15 protein-coding genes are annotated in these 14,875 nt (G+C 72.7%); 7 read left to right on the top strand and 8 right to left on the bottom strand.

Annotation, left to right across the window (positions count from 1 at the left end; genetic code table 11):
- Positions 1-45 precede the first annotated feature (45 nt).
- On the top strand, positions 46-831 hold the full coding sequence (locus ACFWEE_RS30160) for a hypothetical protein (RefSeq protein WP_386893949.1): 786 nt from the start codon (positions 46-48) through the stop codon (positions 829-831).
- 38 nt (positions 832-869) lie between these two features.
- Here ACFWEE_RS30160 and ACFWEE_RS30165 read toward each other — a convergent pair whose 3' ends face one another.
- Positions 870-1,367 (bottom strand): MarR family winged helix-turn-helix transcriptional regulator, encoded by a 498-nt coding sequence (locus ACFWEE_RS30165; RefSeq protein WP_386893951.1) that lies wholly within the window; start codon positions 1,365-1,367, stop codon positions 870-872.
- A gap of 235 nt (positions 1,368-1,602) precedes the next feature.
- Between ACFWEE_RS30165 and ACFWEE_RS30170 the strand changes: the two genes are divergently transcribed.
- Together ACFWEE_RS30170 and ACFWEE_RS30175 are read left to right on the top strand one after the other, a co-directional pair.
- Positions 1,603-2,439 carry a lysozyme gene (locus ACFWEE_RS30170; protein ID WP_386893953.1) on the top strand — a complete coding sequence of 279 codons (837 nt, stop codon included), beginning with the start codon at positions 1,603-1,605 and terminating at the stop codon, positions 2,437-2,439.
- A gap of 194 nt (positions 2,440-2,633) precedes the next feature.
- Complete coding sequence (locus tag ACFWEE_RS30175) at positions 2,634-3,413, top strand: polysaccharide deacetylase family protein (protein WP_386893955.1); 780 nt, start codon at positions 2,634-2,636, stop codon at positions 3,411-3,413.
- Between the two features lie 124 nt (positions 3,414-3,537).
- Here the strand turns inward: ACFWEE_RS30175 and lon are convergent, their stop codons facing one another.
- The 7 genes from lon to ACFWEE_RS30210 form a co-directional block, all read right to left on the bottom strand.
- Positions 3,538-5,979: an endopeptidase La gene (lon, locus tag ACFWEE_RS30180; protein ID WP_386893957.1), complete on the bottom strand. Its 2,442-nt coding sequence runs from the start codon at positions 5,977-5,979 to the stop codon at positions 3,538-3,540.
- A 180-nt stretch (positions 5,980-6,159) separates the two neighbouring features.
- Positions 6,160-6,690 (bottom strand): nucleotidyltransferase domain-containing protein, encoded by a 531-nt coding sequence (locus ACFWEE_RS30185; RefSeq protein WP_386893959.1) that lies wholly within the window; start codon positions 6,688-6,690, stop codon positions 6,160-6,162.
- On the bottom strand, positions 6,687-7,358 hold the full coding sequence (locus ACFWEE_RS30190; RefSeq protein ID WP_386893961.1) for a maleylpyruvate isomerase N-terminal domain-containing protein: 672 nt from the start codon (positions 7,356-7,358) through the stop codon (positions 6,687-6,689). Before ACFWEE_RS30190 ends, ACFWEE_RS30185 begins: the two co-directional genes overlap by 4 nt.
- Before the next feature lie 40 nt (positions 7,359-7,398).
- Positions 7,399-7,998, bottom strand: a complete 600-nt coding sequence (locus ACFWEE_RS30195; protein WP_386893963.1) for a TetR/AcrR family transcriptional regulator — start codon at positions 7,996-7,998, stop codon at positions 7,399-7,401.
- 171 nt (positions 7,999-8,169) lie between these two features.
- Positions 8,170-8,931: an SDR family NAD(P)-dependent oxidoreductase gene (locus ACFWEE_RS30200; protein ID WP_386893965.1), complete on the bottom strand. Its 762-nt coding sequence runs from the start codon at positions 8,929-8,931 to the stop codon at positions 8,170-8,172.
- 163 nt (positions 8,932-9,094) lie between these two features.
- Positions 9,095-9,775 carry a FadR/GntR family transcriptional regulator gene (locus tag ACFWEE_RS30205; protein WP_386893967.1) on the bottom strand — a complete coding sequence of 227 codons (681 nt, stop codon included), beginning with the start codon at positions 9,773-9,775 and terminating at the stop codon, positions 9,095-9,097.
- A 96-nt stretch (positions 9,776-9,871) separates the two neighbouring features.
- On the bottom strand, positions 9,872-11,185 hold the full coding sequence (locus tag ACFWEE_RS30210) for an MFS transporter (protein WP_386893969.1): 1,314 nt from the start codon (positions 11,183-11,185) through the stop codon (positions 9,872-9,874).
- Positions 11,186-11,574: 389 nt separating this feature from the next.
- On the opposite strand from ACFWEE_RS30210, the gene ACFWEE_RS30215 reads away from it, so the two are divergent.
- From ACFWEE_RS30215 to ACFWEE_RS30230, 4 genes are all read left to right on the top strand, one after another.
- Positions 11,575-12,276, top strand: a complete 702-nt coding sequence (locus ACFWEE_RS30215) for a spermidine synthase (RefSeq protein WP_386893971.1) — start codon at positions 11,575-11,577, stop codon at positions 12,274-12,276.
- Between the two features lie 228 nt (positions 12,277-12,504).
- Positions 12,505-13,242, top strand: coding sequence for a response regulator transcription factor (locus ACFWEE_RS30220; protein WP_386893973.1), 738 nt, complete (start codon positions 12,505-12,507; stop codon positions 13,240-13,242).
- Entirely contained in the window at positions 13,239-14,315 is a 1,077-nt protein-coding gene (locus ACFWEE_RS30225) for an ATP-binding protein (protein WP_386893975.1), read from the top strand. The genes ACFWEE_RS30220 and ACFWEE_RS30225 overlap by 4 nt, the downstream gene beginning before the upstream one ends.
- A gap of 259 nt (positions 14,316-14,574) precedes the next feature.
- On the top strand, positions 14,575-14,875 hold a 301-nt coding region (locus ACFWEE_RS30230; RefSeq protein ID WP_386893977.1), incomplete at its 3' end, for a hypothetical protein.

A 14,875-nucleotide genomic window follows, 5' to 3' on the forward strand; every position in this document is an offset into this window, starting at 1 on the left:
GCCCGTCGTGCAGGCGGTGTGAAGGCGTCGTGCAGACTGGCTGCCATGCGCATCGAACTCGCCGGTACGCCCGGCAGCCCCGAACGCCCCAACGAGGACTGGGTCATGGCCGCCCTCCCCGCGTCCGGCCAGGGCGGGTGCCTGGTCCTGCTGGACGGGGTGACTCCCCCTCCGGGCGACGACGGTTGTGTGCACTCGGTGCCCTGGTTCACCTCGCGACTGGGTGGCGCGCTGGCCGAACTGTCCGCTTCACGACCGGATCTGACTCTGGAGGAGATCCTCGCGGAGTCCATCCGGCGCACCGCGGACGCCCATCGCATCTCCTGTGACCTTTCTCACGTGAGGACTCCTCAGGCGACCGTCGTCCTGGCCCGCTGGGACGAGGCGGCGGTCGAGTACCTGGTGCTGTCCGATTCCGTCCTGCTGCTGGAATCCCCGGACGGGAGCGTACGCGCGGTGATCGACGACCGCCTCGACCGACTGCCGCCGGGGACGCTCTCGTCCATGGAGTTGACGGACACGCTGGCCCGGAACAAGGAGGGCGGCTTCTTCACCGCCGCCGCCGATCCGGCCGTCGCGTCGCGCGCGGTGACCGGCGGGCTGCCGCTCGGGGAGGTACGCGCGCTGGCCGCCCTGACGGACGGGGCGAGCCGCTGGACGGAGGTGTTCCACGAGGGCGACTGGCACGCCGCGTTGGGGGTGCTGCGCTCGGCGGGTCCGCAGCGCCTGATCGACCGTGTGCGGGAGCGCGAGCGGGCCGACACCGACCGGGTCCACCTGGGCCGGGGCAAGCGGCACGACGACGCCACGGCGGTCCTGGTGGAGTTCTGAGGGGCGGGCCCGCGTACGGCGGGCGGGGCGGCCGGCCTTCAGCCCTCGGCGCGGGCGTTGAACTGGTGCAGCAGCCGGGCGAGTTCGGCGACCTCGGAGCGGTCCCAGTCGGCGAGCTTGCGGACGTAGCGGGCCCGCCGGGCGTCACGGACGTGGCGGAACCGGGCGAGCCCCTCCTCGGTGAGGTGGACGAGCGAGGCGCGGCCGTCCTCGGGGTCCGGTTCACGGTTCACCAGACCGAGATCCTCCAGGGCACGCAGTTGACGGCTCATGGTGGCTTTGCCGACCCCGAACCAGGCCGCGAGCTCGGTGGCCCGCTGCTGCCCGGCGGATTCCAGGCGTACGAGCAAGCCGTAGGCGGCGGACTCCAGTTCGGGGTGGACCTCGCGGGCCATCTCGCCGGAGGTGGCCCGCGCCCGCCGCAGGATCACGGCCAGTTCGTGTTCGAGCGCGAGGAAGGCCCGGTCCGCCGGGGCCCCGGCGGTGGTGTCGGGCCCGGTCCCGCTGTCCTTCTCCTCCACCACGGCACCCCTCATGCGCTTTCCACCTCTGAAACTTTCGCCCGCCGCGGTTCCTTTCCGCAGCTGGGCCAGTATTTCGCAGGAGTAGACCACAGGCGGGTCCAGGACCCTCTTCCGGAGGACGGGTCAACGCGCGTAGCGTCAGTCTCGTCATGTTCGTGACAGAACATGACCACCGGGGCCCGGCCCCGCACGCACCCCGGTTCGCGGTTCCCCCCACCGTCCCTCACCGAACCACGGAGGCACGCCCATGTCCGCGCACAGATCCCGCTCCCGCACGGCCCGTCTGCTCGCCCCGGCCGGCACCCTGCTGGCGGCGCTCTCGCTCTTGTTCTCGCTGCCCGGCGCCGCCTCGGCCGCCGGCTCCGCCACCGCCGTCCCCGCCCGGGGCACGGCCTCGCTCGGCATGGGCGTCGTCGCCCACGACGGCCGGGGCTCCCTGCCGGTCGGCACGACCGCGACCCAGACCGAGGGCGTCGACGTCAGCAGCCACCAGGGCAACGTCGCCTGGTCGACGCTGTGGAGCGCCGGCGTGAAGTGGGCGTACGTGAAGGCGACCGAGGGGACGTACTACAAGAACACCTCGTTCTCGCAGCAGTACACGGGTTCGTACAACGTCGGGATGATCCGCGGCTCGTACCACTTCGCCACCCCGGACACGACCTCCGGCGCCGTGCAGGCCAACTACTTCGCCGACAACGGCGGCGGCTGGTCCCGGGACGGCCGGACCCTCCCGGGCGTGCTGGACATCGAGTGGAACCCGTACGGCGACCAGTGCTACGGCAAGACGCAGGCCGCGATGGTCTCCTGGATACGCGACTTCGTGAACACCTACAAGGCGCGCACCGGGCGGGACGCGGTGATCTACACGGCGACCAGCTGGTGGACGACGTGCACCGGCAACAACGCGGGCTTCGGCGCGACCAACCCGCTCTGGGTGGCCCGCTACAACACCACGGTCGGCGAACTCCCCGCCGGCTGGGACTACTACACGATCTGGCAGTACACCTCGACCGGCACGACCGTCGGGGACCACAACAGGTTCAACGGCGCGCTGGACCGCGTACAGGCCCTGGCGAACGGCTGACGCACCGCCGTACCTCCCCGCCCGTGGCCCCGGCGACGCACCCCGTCGCCGGGGCCACGGCGCTCCCCGGGGCTCCACGGGGCCCCACGGGGCTCCACGGGGCGGCCACCCCCACTATGCACCAGCTGTATACACGGTATGTATAGTCCGGGCTGCCGTACCGGACGTGCGGCTGTACCGCGCCGCAGCGACCGATGGATGGATCCACCGTGCTCAGAAGGACGCCGAAGCCCCGCACCCGGTCGACCGCCGCCCTGGTGGCCGCGCTCGCCCTCACCCTGGGCGGCTGCTCGATGGCCACCACCGCCCCCGCCACGGCGCGCGACGAGGCCGCCGCCGACGCGAAGGGCAAAACCGGCCCGGTGGACTGCCGCGTGGCGAAGTGCATCGCGCTGACCTTCGACGCGGGGCCGGGCGAGGACACCCCGCACCTGCTGGACGTGCTCAAGGAGAAGAAGGTGCACGCGACCTTCTTCCTGCTGGGCAAGAACCACGTCCTCAAGCACCCCGACACCGTGCGGCGGATCTCGGACGAGGGGCACGAGGTGGCCAACCACACCTGGTCGCACGAGATCCTGACGGACAAGAAGCCGGACGAGATACGGGCCGAGCTGGAGAAGACCCAGGACGCCATAGCGAAGATCACCGGGAAGAAGCCCCGGCTGATGCGTCCGCCCCAGGGCCGTACCGACGACACCGTCTCGGAGATCAGCAAGGAGCTGGGACTCTCCCAGATCCTGTGGAGCGCGACCGCCAAGGACTACTCGACCACCGACTCGGCACTGATCGAGAAGCGCATCCTGGACCAGGCGGACCGGGACGGCATCATCCTGCTCCACGACATATACAAGGGGTCCGTGCCCGCCGTGCCGGGCATCATCGACGCCCTGCGGGAACGCGGCTACACCTTCGTGACCGTCCCCGAGCTGATGGCCCCCGCCGAGCCCGAGCCGGGCACGATCTACCGCCCCTGATCCGGCGCCCGCGCCGGGCACCCCGCCGCGCGCACCGCAACGGCCCGCCTCCCCGGGGTCTTCGGGGCGACGGGCCGTCCGTACCGGTCACGCGCGCGGCGGCACGTCCGTCACGCCGTGCCGCTCACGCCGCGGCCGGAACCTTCTCCTCCGCGCCTTCGCCGGCACCGTCGTCCGCGCCTGCGACGGCCGGGGCGAGGGCGATCTCCAGCACCTGGCGGACATCGGTCACCGGGTGCACCTCCAGCTTCTCCAGGACCTCGGCCGGGACGTCGTCCAGGTCGGCCTCGTTCCGCTTGGGGATCACCACGGTGGTGATCCCGGCCCGGTGCGCCGCCAGCAGCTTCTGCTTCAGACCGCCGATCGGCAGCACCCGCCCGGTCAGCGAGACCTCACCGGTCATCGCCACGTCCGTGCGGACCAGCCGCCCGGAGAGCAGCGAGGCCAGCGCCGTCGTCATCGTGATGCCCGCGCTCGGACCGTCCTTCGGGACCGCGCCCGCCGGGAAGTGGATGTGGGTGCCCCGGTCCTTGAGATCGGCGACCGGCAGCTCCAGCTCCGCGCCGTGCGACCGCAGGAAGCTCAGCGCGATCTGCGCGGACTCCTTCATCACGTCGCCGAGCTGACCGGTCAGGGTCAGTCCGGACGCCCCGGTCTCCGGGTCGGCCAGCGAGGCTTCGACGAAGAGCACGTCACCGCCCGCACCGGTCACCGCGAGTCCGGTCGCCACACCCGGTACGGCGGTACGGCGCTCGGCCGGGTCCTGCGCGGACTCGGGCACGTGGTGAGGCCGCCCGATCAGCCCCCGCAGATCGGCGTCGGTGACCGTGAACGGCAGCTCGCGGTCGCCCAGTTCGTGCTGGGCCGCGATCTTCCGCAGCAGCCGGGCGACGGCCCGCTCCAGGTTCCGTACGCCCGCCTCGCGGGTGTACTCGCCTGCCAGCTTGCGCAGCGCCGACTCCTCCAGGGCGACCTCGTCCTTCTCCAGACCGGCCCGCTCCAGCTGGCGCGGGAGCAGGTGGTCGCGGGCGATGACGACCTTCTCGTCCTCGGTGTACCCGTCGAGCCGGACCAGCTCCATGCGGTCGAGCAGCGCCTCGGGGATGGCCTCCAGGACATTGGCGGTGGCGAGGAAGACCACGTCGCTGAGGTCGAGTTCGACCTCCAGGTAGTGGTCGCGGAAGGTGTGGTTCTGCGCCGGGTCCAGCACTTCGAGGAGGGCGGCGGCCGGGTCGCCCCGGAAGTCGGAGCCGACCTTGTCGATCTCGTCGAGCAGCACGACCGGGTTTATCGAACCGGCCTCCTTGATCGCCCGGACGACGCGTCCCGGCAGCGCCCCGACGTACGTACGCCGGTGGCCCCGGATCTCCGCCTCGTCGCGGACACCGCCGAGCGCCACCCGGACGAACTTCCGCCCCATGGCGTGCGCGACGGACTCCCCGAGCGAGGTCTTGCCGACCCCGGGAGGGCCGACGAGCGCCAGCACCGCACCGCCGCGCCGCCCGCCGACGACGCCGAGGCCCCGGTCGGCCCGGCGCTTGCGGACCGCGAGGTACTCGGTGATGCGCTCCTTCACGTCCTCCAGTCCGGCGTGCTCGGCGTCGAGGGTCGCCCGCGCACCCCGGATGTCGTAGGCGTCCTCGGTCCGCTCCGTCCAGGGCAGCTCCAGGACGGTGTCCAGCCAGGTCCGGATCCAGGACCCCTCGGGGCTCTGGTCCGAGGAGCGCTCCAGCTTCTCGACCTCCTTGAGCGCGGCCTCACGGACATGGTCGGGCAGGTCGGCGGCCTCGACGCGGGCACGGTAGTCGTCGGACTCGTCCCCCGGGTCGCCGTTGAGCTCGGACAGCTCCTTGCGTACGGCGTCGAGCTGGCGCCGCAGCAGGAACTCGCGCTGCTGCTTGTCGACGCCCTCCTGGACGTCCTTGGCGATCGACTCGGCCACGTCCTGTTCGGCGAGGTGCTCACCGAGCCACTGCACGGCGAGCTTCAGCCGGGCGACCGGGTCCGCGGTCTCCAGCAACTCCACCTTCTGCGCGGTGGTCAGGAAGGGGGAGTAACCGGAGTTGTCGGCGAGCGCCGAGACACCGTCGATCTGCTGCACCCGGTCGACGACCTGCCAGGCCCCGCGCTTCTTCAGCCAGCTGGTGGCGAGCGCCTTGTACTCCTTGACCAGCTCGGCGACGGCACCCGGCAGGGGGTCGGGCACGTTCTCGTCGATCCGGGTCGCCTCGACCCAGAGGGCCCGCCCGGGGCCGGTCGTGCCGGTGCCGATCCGTACCCGCGAACGCGCCCGCACGATCGCCCCGGGGTCCCCGTCGGAGAGCCGCCCGATCTGCTCGACCGTGCCGAGGACGCCGGTCCCCGTGTATCTGCCGTCGATGCGCGGCACCAGCAGCACCTGGGGCTTGCTCCCCTCGGCCGCGGCGGCCTGCGCGGCCTCGACCGCGGCGCGCGCCTCGCTGTCGGAAAGATCGAGCGGAACGACCATGCCGGGCAGCACGACTTCGTCGTCGAGCGGCAGCACGGGCAGGTCGGACGGGGTGGACGCCTTGGTGTCGGTAGCCATGATCTTCCCTTCGGCAGTCAAGTTGAGCTATGCACGCTCAATGCTTGTGAGCCGAGGAATGTTCCCCGGGGCGTGTTCGCTCTGAGCGATCGGCGGACGACCGGCCCGTGGGTGGTCCCCCGCACGCTCCGGACCCGCTCGCCCCGCCTCTCCGCCCGGGGGCCGACCGCCGGTGTCCTGTCAGAAGTGCGTGGCGATCCCGAAGGCGCGACGCAGCCGGGCCATGTCGTGCAGGTCGCGCGGCGAGGGTTCGTACCCCTGGTGGAAAGAGACCTGCTGCTCCGCCGAGAGGCACGGGACGGGCGTGCCCCCGATGCGGCCCGTCACGAAGCTGGTGGCGGGGTACCGGAAGGGGCGGTCCGGTTCGAACGAGGCCTGTACGGCGGAGCCGTCGGCGGCGAAGACCAGCGGGTGGAGGTCCAGCTCCCGGCCCGTCGAGGACGGCGGGCCCGGTGCGGACGGGGGGCCCGGCGGGGCCGAGAGGACGAACCGTACGGGGCGCTGGTCCAGGCTCTCCGTGAATCCGGCCCCGGCCAGCGCGGCCAGCACGGCGGGTTCCTGGTCCCGGCGGTGCATCAGGTCGAGGTCGCGGTGGTCCCGGGTCTGCTCGCCGAGCAGCGCGTCGATCCCCCAGCCGCCGCCGATCCAGACGTCGGTCCCGGCCCGCCGCAACAGCGCCAGGACGGACAGCACTTCCGCGGCCGTCGTCATGCGGACGTCCTGCCCTCCCGGGGCGTGCCGTCCCAGCGCCAGGTGGTCAGCCGCGGGCGCCCGGGCAGTCCGGCGCGTCCGGTGGCCCACAGCAGGGTGGTCCAGGGGTCCGTGTCCGCCGGGGCGTCCGGGAAGAGCCGGCCGAGCACGCGTGCGCAGAGATCCGCGGGCGGGTTCCAGGGAAGTCCGAGGCCCCGGGCCAGGTCGTGGGTGTGCACCAGGGTCTCCACGATTCCCATGGCGGCGAAGCCCTCGGGGTCGGAGGCGCCGTAACCGTGGTGGGCGCGGGTGTGCGGGGGCTTCGTGCGGACCATGGCGACCAGCAGCGCGCCCGCGGCCTCCAGCACCTGGAGCAGACCGGCGGGACCGGCGGCGGGGTCCGCGTGGATCGCGTTCGCGGGACCTCCGGGCCGCCGGCTCTCCCAGAGGAAGGGCACGTCGCCCGTCAAAGGCGGTTTTTCGGGGCCCAGTTGCACTGCGTACGCGAAGAGGTCGTCACCGAGGTGCTCGACGGTCTCCCAGCAGGTCCACTCCAGCGAACCGGCCTTTCCGTCCCACCCGGCCGCCGGCGCGTCGCGGAGGGCCCCGACGGCGAGTCGGACGGCGAGGTCGAGGTCGTCCGCGGTGACGACCGGCCGGGGGGAGCCGCTGTGCGCTGATCGGGACATGACGAGACCGTACCCCGGAGGGAGGCCGGCGCACCGCCCCTCAGGCGGCGTCCCGCACCCGGAGGTGGTCCAGGGCCAGGTCCAGGGCGGACTCCAGCGGGCCGAGCCGGCCGGTGGCGATCAGGGTGAACGCGCCTCCCTGCACGGCGGCGAGGATCGACTCCCCCGCGCGCTCCGCGTCCGGGGTGGGCGACATCAGCCCCTGGCCCTGCATGTCCCTCACTCCGGCGGTCAGGTGGGCCTGCCAGCGGTCCATCAGGTCCTCGGCGACGGCACGCACCTCGGGGTCGTCCCCGGCGAGCTGGCCGGTGAGGACGTTGAGCGGGCAGCGGCGGCCCTGCACGCGGTAGTGCTCGAGCACCGCGTCCCGCCAGGCGTCCCAGGCGGCCCAGCTGGTGAGCCGGCCGAGATGGGGTTGCTGGTCGGCGAGGATCGCCTCGGCCTCGTGCCGGGCGACGGCGACGAGGAGGGCGGACCGGCCCTCGGGGAAGTAGTGGAAGAGCTGGCTCTTGCTGGTGCCGGTCGCGGCACGGATCTCGTCGAGGGAGACCTCCGGCCCGCGCTCACGCATCAGCCGGGCGGCGCCGTCGACGATGCGCTGCCGCGTCGCGGCGCCCTTGCTGGTCAGACCTGGTGCCACGGGTCCGCTTCCTGGGAGTGCGGGGCGCCGTACGTGCGCCCGGAGGGGGCGCGTACCGGAATTCGCCTGGTCGGCCCATCGTATAGCCGGGCGTACGAGCCACGACGGCGCGGACCGGGGTGCGCGCACGCCGGGCCCGGGGCCCGGGGCGCGCGCCCCGGGCCGACCGCCTCAGGCCGCGATCACCGCGGTCGAGGTCCGGCCGCCGTCCACGTCCAGGACGGTGCCCTGCACGAAGGAGGCGTCGTCGCTCGCCAGGTAGACGACGGCGCGGGCGATGTCCTCGGGCCTGCCGTGCGTACCGGCCGGGGTGCCCTTCATCATCACGTCGCCGGGGAGCGGCTCGTCCGAGGGGTCGTGGACCACCCCGGGCGAGACCGCGTTCACCCGCACCCCCGACGGCCCGAACTCGGCCGCCCAGGCGCGGGTGAGGGTCTCCACGGCTCCCTTGGTGGAGCTGTAGAGCGCGTTGGAGGCGACGCCGAGGCGGGTGATCCAGGAGCCGAGGTTCACGATGACGCCGCCGCCGGCCTCCACCATGGCCGGGGCCACGGCCGCGGTGAGGAAGAACGGTGCCTTCACGTTCACCCCGTAGACCTGGTCGAAGGTGGCTTCGTCGGCGGTGGTCGTGGTGGAGGGCGGGTAGATGCCGGCGTTGTTCACCAGGATGTCGATCCGGCCTCCGAGCACCTCGGCGCTCTTCTCGGCGAGCGCCCGGGAAGCCGCGGCGCTGCCGTCCAGGTCGGCCGCGACGAAGTCGGCCCGGCCCCCGGCGGCCCTGATCTCGGCGACCACCCGCTCGCCGCGTCCGCCGTCGCGGCCGGACACCACGACGTGGGCGCCCTCCGCGCCGAGGGCCAGCGCGATGGCCCGTCCGATGTTGCTGGTCGCGCCGGTGACCAGCGCCGTCCTCTTGTCCAGTCGTGCCGTCATGACTGCCGCACTCCCTCTCGGAACCCAGAATGGACCGTACGGTTCAAACTTAACCCACACTGGACCGCACAGTCCATTCTTTCGGGTGCAGGAAGGTCTTCAGGGCGCAGAAAGATCTGCAGGGCGCAAGAAGGGTCGAGCGCGGTCGGCAACGGGCGGGGGCCTATCCGCGCAGGCGCTCCAGGGCGCGTCCGAGGTTGTGGCGGGTGGCCTCTTCCGCCGCCCGCGGGTCTCCCGCGACGATCGCGGCGACGAGGTCCTCGTGCGCGCGGGCGTCGTCGCCGCCCGGACCGCCGTGCACGTCGCCGTCGGCCACCGCGTCCCGGGCGGCGGCCCGGAGCGCGCCGAGGAAGGAGTCGTACACCTGGGCGAGGACGGGGTTGTGCGCGGCGGTGACCACCGCGCGGTGCAGCCGCATGTCGGCCTCCACCAGCTCGTCGTCCGAACCGGCGGCTCCCCGCTCGCCCAGCAGCTCCCCGAGGACGGCGACGTCCTGCTCGGTGCGCCGGGTCGCGGCGAGCCGCCCCGCCTCGACCTCCAGGGCGATCCGCACCTCGTACACGTCGGCGACGGCGGCCCGGCGGAGCCCCCGGTCGAACTCCTCGACGGGCGCGGTGGAGACCACGTAGGTGCCGGAACCCTGCTGGGAGCGGAGCTGTCCGGAGGCGATCAGCGACCGGACCGCCTCCCGGCCGGTGGAGCGGCCGACGCCGAGGAGCCGGCTCAGTTCGACCTCACCGGGCAGCCGGGCGCCCACGGGCCAGTGCTCCGCCGCGAGCAGGCGGCGCAGTTCGGCGACCGCGCCTTCGACGAGCGAGGTGCGCTGCACCGGCCGTACCGCCATGGGGGACGCTCCCTGGGACCGAAGGGGTGGAATGGGCACCGGCGAGGGATGACGGCGCCACCACCGGCCCCGCCACCTCTCGGATGCTCGGACAACCTAACGGACGGCTTCGGAGCCCTCGTGATCCCCGGCCGCCACCGGCGCCGGCGCGTGCGGCGTCCGCTCCCGCAGCCGCAGTGCGGCGAGCAGCGCGACCACGAGAAACGCGAGCACCGCGGCGAAGGTGACGCGCAGCCCGTGCGCGTCGGCGAGCCGTCCGAACAGCGGCGATCCGAGGCCGCCGACCGACATGGTGAGCCCGAGCGTGACGCCGCTGGCGGTGCCGGGGCGGGTGGGCAGGTAGTCCTGGGCCAGGGTCACCTGGGAGGAGAAGGGGACGAACATGGCGAAGCCCAGTACGGCGACGCCGGTCGCTCCGACCGCCACTCCGGGGGCGGACACCAGCGCCGCCATGGCGGGCACCGCGAGGGCGTACCCGCCGCGGATCGCGGCGAGCCGCCCGTAGCGGTCGGCGGCCCACCCGCCCAGCAGGGTGCCGACCGCTCCGGCCAGCGTGAAGGAGGTCAGCACGGCCGCGGCCGTCCCCCGCGAGCCGTCCAGTTCGCGGATCACGAAGAGGGAGACCAGGGAGACCGTCGTCACGTAGGGGACCGACCAGCAGGCCGCGACCACGACCAGCCGGCCGAAGGCGCGCCAGTCGTCCCGCGCCCCGGCACCGCCGGAACGCGCACCGGCGGCGGGGATCACCACCGTGGCCTCCTGGATGCCGCGGGCCCGCATCCAGGGCCCCTTGGCCGCCCAGAGCCCGGCCGTCACCAGGGCGGGTACGGCGAGCAGCCAGGTGCCCCGCAGCCCGACGGCGCCGACCACCAGCGTGACGAACCCGGGCGCGAGCGAACCGCCCAGGGTGCCGCCCACCGAGAAGACGCTCATCGCCTTCTGGGAGCTGCCGCCCGCCGCCCGCGCCTGGTTGGTGGCGGGCGGGTGGTAGGCGGCGATGCCGATCCCGGCGACGGCCGCGCAGATCCAGGTGAGGAGGTAGCCGGAGAACAGCCCGGTACCGGCCACTCCCGCGGCGGCCACCAGGAATCCGGCGGGCACCAGCCAGGGCCGGGGCGAGCGGTCGGCCAGGGCTCCGAAGAGCGGCTGCACCACGCTGGAGAGGCCGGTGGCGGCGAGCGAGATGCCCGACAGTGCCGCGTAGCTGTAGTGCCGTTCGGAGACCAGGAACGGCAGGAGCGCGGGCAGCGCTCCCTGGTAGAGGTCGTTGACGACGTGGGTTCCGGTCAGGAACCCCAACTGCCCCTTCCGCACGCCGCCCGGACTCCCCGTACGCCCCTCGGCGTCCGGTCGTGGCGCCCCGCCCCGCTTCCGCCACCGCGGTTCGCCGCGGCCCGTCGTCATCGTCATCGCCGGTTCCTGCCCCTCGCCCTCGGACGCCCGGACGTCTCGTCCGGACGTCCCGCCGTACGCCTCACTCCTCAGGTCCTCTGAGGAGTTGGGGTACCGTAACAGCGCCTCCGCACCCTGGGCAACGGCGCCCGCCGGACCCGCCGGCGGATCCCTCGGCGCCGTCGCGGTCGCCGGCGGGCGGACCCCGCGAACGGAGCCACGCCACCCGGCCCCCCGCACACCCGGCATCCCACACACCCGCACACCCCGGGCGCCCGGCCGCCGCAGGCGCCGCGACGGCCCGCCACCACCCGTACGCCCTCAAACAGTTGGCGCCACGGGCACCCCCGGGGCCAGGATGGACGGCTCGACCCGTCCGCCATCATCGGAGACCGGAGAGCAGCACCATGTCCGCCAGCACCACCCCCAGCCGCCACGCAGACCCGACCCCCGTCGTCCTCGACCGCCGCGACGGCCCCTTCGGGGAGGTGGTGCTGCGCGAGCGGGGCGAGCACTTCGAGATCATCGCCAACGGGTGCTTCCTGATGGACACCTCGGACGGCCGGTCCGAGCGGCTGCTGATCGACGCGGCGCTCGCGGCGCTGCCGCCCGCGCGACCGGCCCCCTCGGTGCTCATCGGCGGACTCGGCGTGGGGTTCTCGCTGGTGCGGGCGGCCGGGCAGGGGCGGTGGGGGCGGATCGTCGTGGTCGAGCGGGAGCCGGCCATCGTGGAGTGGCACCTGGGCGGCCCGCTGGACCGGATTTCCGGCGCCGCGCTGGCCGACCCGAGGACCGCGGTCCTCCGTACGGACCTGGTCGCGCATCTCCGTACGACTACGGAGCGTTATGACGCACTGTGTCTGGACATCGACAACGGGCCGGAGTGGACCGTGACCGAGGACAACGGAAGTCTCTATTCCCCTTCCGGCCTCGCCGTCTGCCGGGAACGCCTGACTCCGGGGGGCGTTCTCGCCATCTGGTCCGCACAACCGTCCGAATCGTTCGAACACGCTTTGCGCGCTGCCGGATTCGAGGGGGTACGAACCGAAGAGGTGGCCGTTGCCCGAGGTGTGCCCGACGTGGTTCATCTCGCACTTCGGACGCCCTGAGCACCCCGCCGGGGTATCCGGCCGGGCGGGGATACCCGGACAAGGCACGCTTTCCCCCACCCCCGGCGGGGTATCCCTTCCAGTCCGGGCACCACCCTGCGTAGCCGAAAGGCACCCGCTGCCTCTACGCTGCTGCCCGGCAGACGGACCAGACACGCAAGAAAAACGAGCGAAGAAACCGCGTCCCCCGGAGGAATGATCTCCGCGGGAGCGGGCAGGGGCGGGGCGATGGAACAGACACACACCAACCACAACGGCGTCGCGGCCACCCCCGGAGCGCAGCGCCGGGTGCTGGTGGTCGAAGACGACGCCACGATCATCGACGCCATCGCCGCGCGTCTGCGGGCGGAGGGCTTTCTGGTGCAGACCGCGCTGGACGGCCCCGCCGCCGTGGACGCGGCCGAGGCGTGGCAGCCCGATCTCATGGTGCTCGACATCATGCTCCCGGGCTTCGACGGCCTGGAGGTCTGCCGCCGGGTGCAGGCGCAGCGCCCGGTACCGGTGCTGATGCTGACCGCGCGGGACGACGAGACCGACATGCTGGTCGGGCTCGGGGTCGGCGCGGACGACTACATGACCAAGCCGTTCTCCATGCGCGAGCTGGCGGCCCGGGTGCACGTGCTGCTGCGCCGGGTCGAGCGGGCCGCGCTGGCCGCCGTGACGCCGCGCAGCGGCATCCTGCGCCTCGGCGAGCTGGAGATCGACCACGCGCAGCGCAGGGTCCGGGTGCGCACCGACGACGTCCACCTGACGCCGACCGAGTTCGACCTGCTGGTCTGCCTGGCGAACACCCCGCGCGCGGTGCTCTCCCGCGAGCAGTTGCTCGCGGAGGTGTGGGACTGGGCGGACGCCTCGGGCACCCGCACGGTCGACAGCCACATCAAGGCGCTCCGCCGGAAGATCGGCGCCGAGCGCATCCGCACGGTGCACGGTGTCGGGTACGCGCTGGAGACCCCGGCAGCATGACCCGCTCCGGGCCCGGTCTGCGCCCGTTCTCGATCAAGGCCAAGCTGGGCACGCTCGTCGTGGTGTCCGTGTTCATCACCACGGGCCTGCTCGTGGTGGCGCTGCGGACCCGGACCGAGTTCCAGTTCATCACCGTCTTCTCGGTGATCGCCACGCTGCTGATAACCCAGTTCGTCGCGCACGGCCTGACGGCTCCGCTGGACGAGATGCGGGCGGTGGCCCGGTCGATCTCGCACGGCGACTACACCTGCCGGGTCAGCGGGGCCGGGCGCCGCGACGAGCTGGGCGACCTCGCCCAGACGATCAACCTCATGGCGGACGATCTGGAGGCGGTCGACCGGCACCGCAAGGCGCTGGTCGCCAATGTGTCGCACGAGCTGCGGACCCCCATCGCGGCGTTGCGCGCCGTGTTGGAGAACGTGGTGGACGGGGTGTCGGCCGCCGACCCGGAGACCATGCGGACCGCGCTCCAGCAGACCGAGCGGCTCGGCCGGCTGGTGGAGACGCTGCTCGACCTGTCGCGGCTGGACAACGGTGTCGTCCCCCTCAAGGCCGGCCGGTTCGAGGTGTGGCCCTATCTCGCCGGGGTACTGAAGGAGGCGAACCTCGCGGCCTCGCACCGCCGGCTCTCCTCCGGGTCCGGCAACCACTCCCGTACGGACGTCCATCTGCACCTCGACGTGTCCCCCGCGGACATGACGGCGTACGCGGACACCGAGCGGCTGCACCAGGTCGTGGCGAATCTCATCGACAACGCCGTGAAGCACAGTCCGCCGCACGGCCGGGTGACGGTGCTGGCGCGACCGAGCGCGCAACCTGAGTCCCTGGAACTCGAAGTGATCGACGAGGGCCCCGGCATCCCGGAGGCCGAGCGCCATCGCGTCTTCGAGCGGTTCAACCGGGGCCAGAACCCGTCTCCGCACGGTCCCGGCAGCGACGGGGGCACGGGGCTCGGACTGGCCATCGCCCACTGGGCGGTGGATCTGCACGGTGGCCGCATCAGAGTGGCTGAATCCACACATGGATGCCGGATTCAGATCACCCTTCCGGGGATGTCACCGGCCCGTAGTTGACATATGGTTCGAACGAAAAGGGACGTGATCTTGGTCCCTCACCACCAGGGGTACGGCCCGTGGGGCCCCAGCCGTGTCCCTGACTACCCGAAGCGCAGCGGAACCCCGCTTGTTTCCCGCCATTCCGAGCTCCGAAACCCGCCTTCAGATGTGATGTGCACGACGATGAGCGGCCCGGCCTGCAAGGAACCGCGCGGGAGGCGTAGCCTTGATTCCCGCTGTCCATCACCTTGTGAAGCGGAAGAGGGCGGTTGCCGCCGTGTCGTCTCAGTCCCCCAGTAACTCGACCATCTCGACCGACCAAGCAGGCCCGGGAATCAACCCGGCCGCTGCTTTCGGTGCCAATGAATGGCTCGTCGACGAGATCTACCAGCAGTACCTCCAGGATCCGAACTCCGTCGACCGTGCCTGGTGGGACTTCTTCGCCGACTACAAGCCGGGTTCCGGCGCGGCGGACAAGCCCGGAGCCGCGGCCCCTGCCGCCCCGGTGACGCCGGCCGCCGCGCCCGCCGCCGAGAAGGCCGCGCCCGCGCAGGCCGCCCCGGCAGCCCCCGCGAAGC

Origin of the sequence: Streptomyces sp. NPDC060184 (genome assembly GCF_042728795.1) — a bacterium.
Lineage (GTDB): Bacteria > Actinomycetota > Actinomycetes > Streptomycetales > Streptomycetaceae > Streptomyces.

Coding starts and splice junctions, on each gene's coding strand:
- ACFWEE_RS30160 (WP_386893949.1), top strand. CDS start 46: ATGCGCATCGAACTCGCCGGTACGCCCGGCAGCCCCGAACGCCCCAAC.
- ACFWEE_RS30165 (WP_386893951.1), bottom strand. CDS start 1,367: ATGAGGGGTGCCGTGGTGGAGGAGAAGGACAGCGGGACCGGGCCCGAC.
- ACFWEE_RS30170 (WP_386893953.1), top strand. CDS start 1,603: ATGTCCGCGCACAGATCCCGCTCCCGCACGGCCCGTCTGCTCGCCCCG.
- ACFWEE_RS30175 (WP_386893955.1), top strand. CDS start 2,634: ATGGATGGATCCACCGTGCTCAGAAGGACGCCGAAGCCCCGCACCCGG.
- lon (WP_386893957.1), bottom strand. CDS start 5,979: ATGGCTACCGACACCAAGGCGTCCACCCCGTCCGACCTGCCCGTGCTG.
- ACFWEE_RS30185 (WP_386893959.1), bottom strand. CDS start 6,690: ATGACGACGGCCGCGGAAGTGCTGTCCGTCCTGGCGCTGTTGCGGCGG.
- ACFWEE_RS30190 (WP_386893961.1), bottom strand. CDS start 7,358: ATGTCCCGATCAGCGCACAGCGGCTCCCCCCGGCCGGTCGTCACCGCG.
- ACFWEE_RS30200 (WP_386893965.1), bottom strand. CDS start 8,931: ATGACGGCACGACTGGACAAGAGGACGGCGCTGGTCACCGGCGCGACC.
- ACFWEE_RS30205 (WP_386893967.1), bottom strand. CDS start 9,775: ATGGCGGTACGGCCGGTGCAGCGCACCTCGCTCGTCGAAGGCGCGGTC.
- ACFWEE_RS30210 (WP_386893969.1), bottom strand. CDS start 11,185: ATGACGATGACGACGGGCCGCGGCGAACCGCGGTGGCGGAAGCGGGGC.
- ACFWEE_RS30215 (WP_386893971.1), top strand. CDS start 11,575: ATGTCCGCCAGCACCACCCCCAGCCGCCACGCAGACCCGACCCCCGTC.
- ACFWEE_RS30220 (WP_386893973.1), top strand. CDS start 12,505: ATGGAACAGACACACACCAACCACAACGGCGTCGCGGCCACCCCCGGA.
- ACFWEE_RS30225 (WP_386893975.1), top strand. CDS start 13,239: ATGACCCGCTCCGGGCCCGGTCTGCGCCCGTTCTCGATCAAGGCCAAG.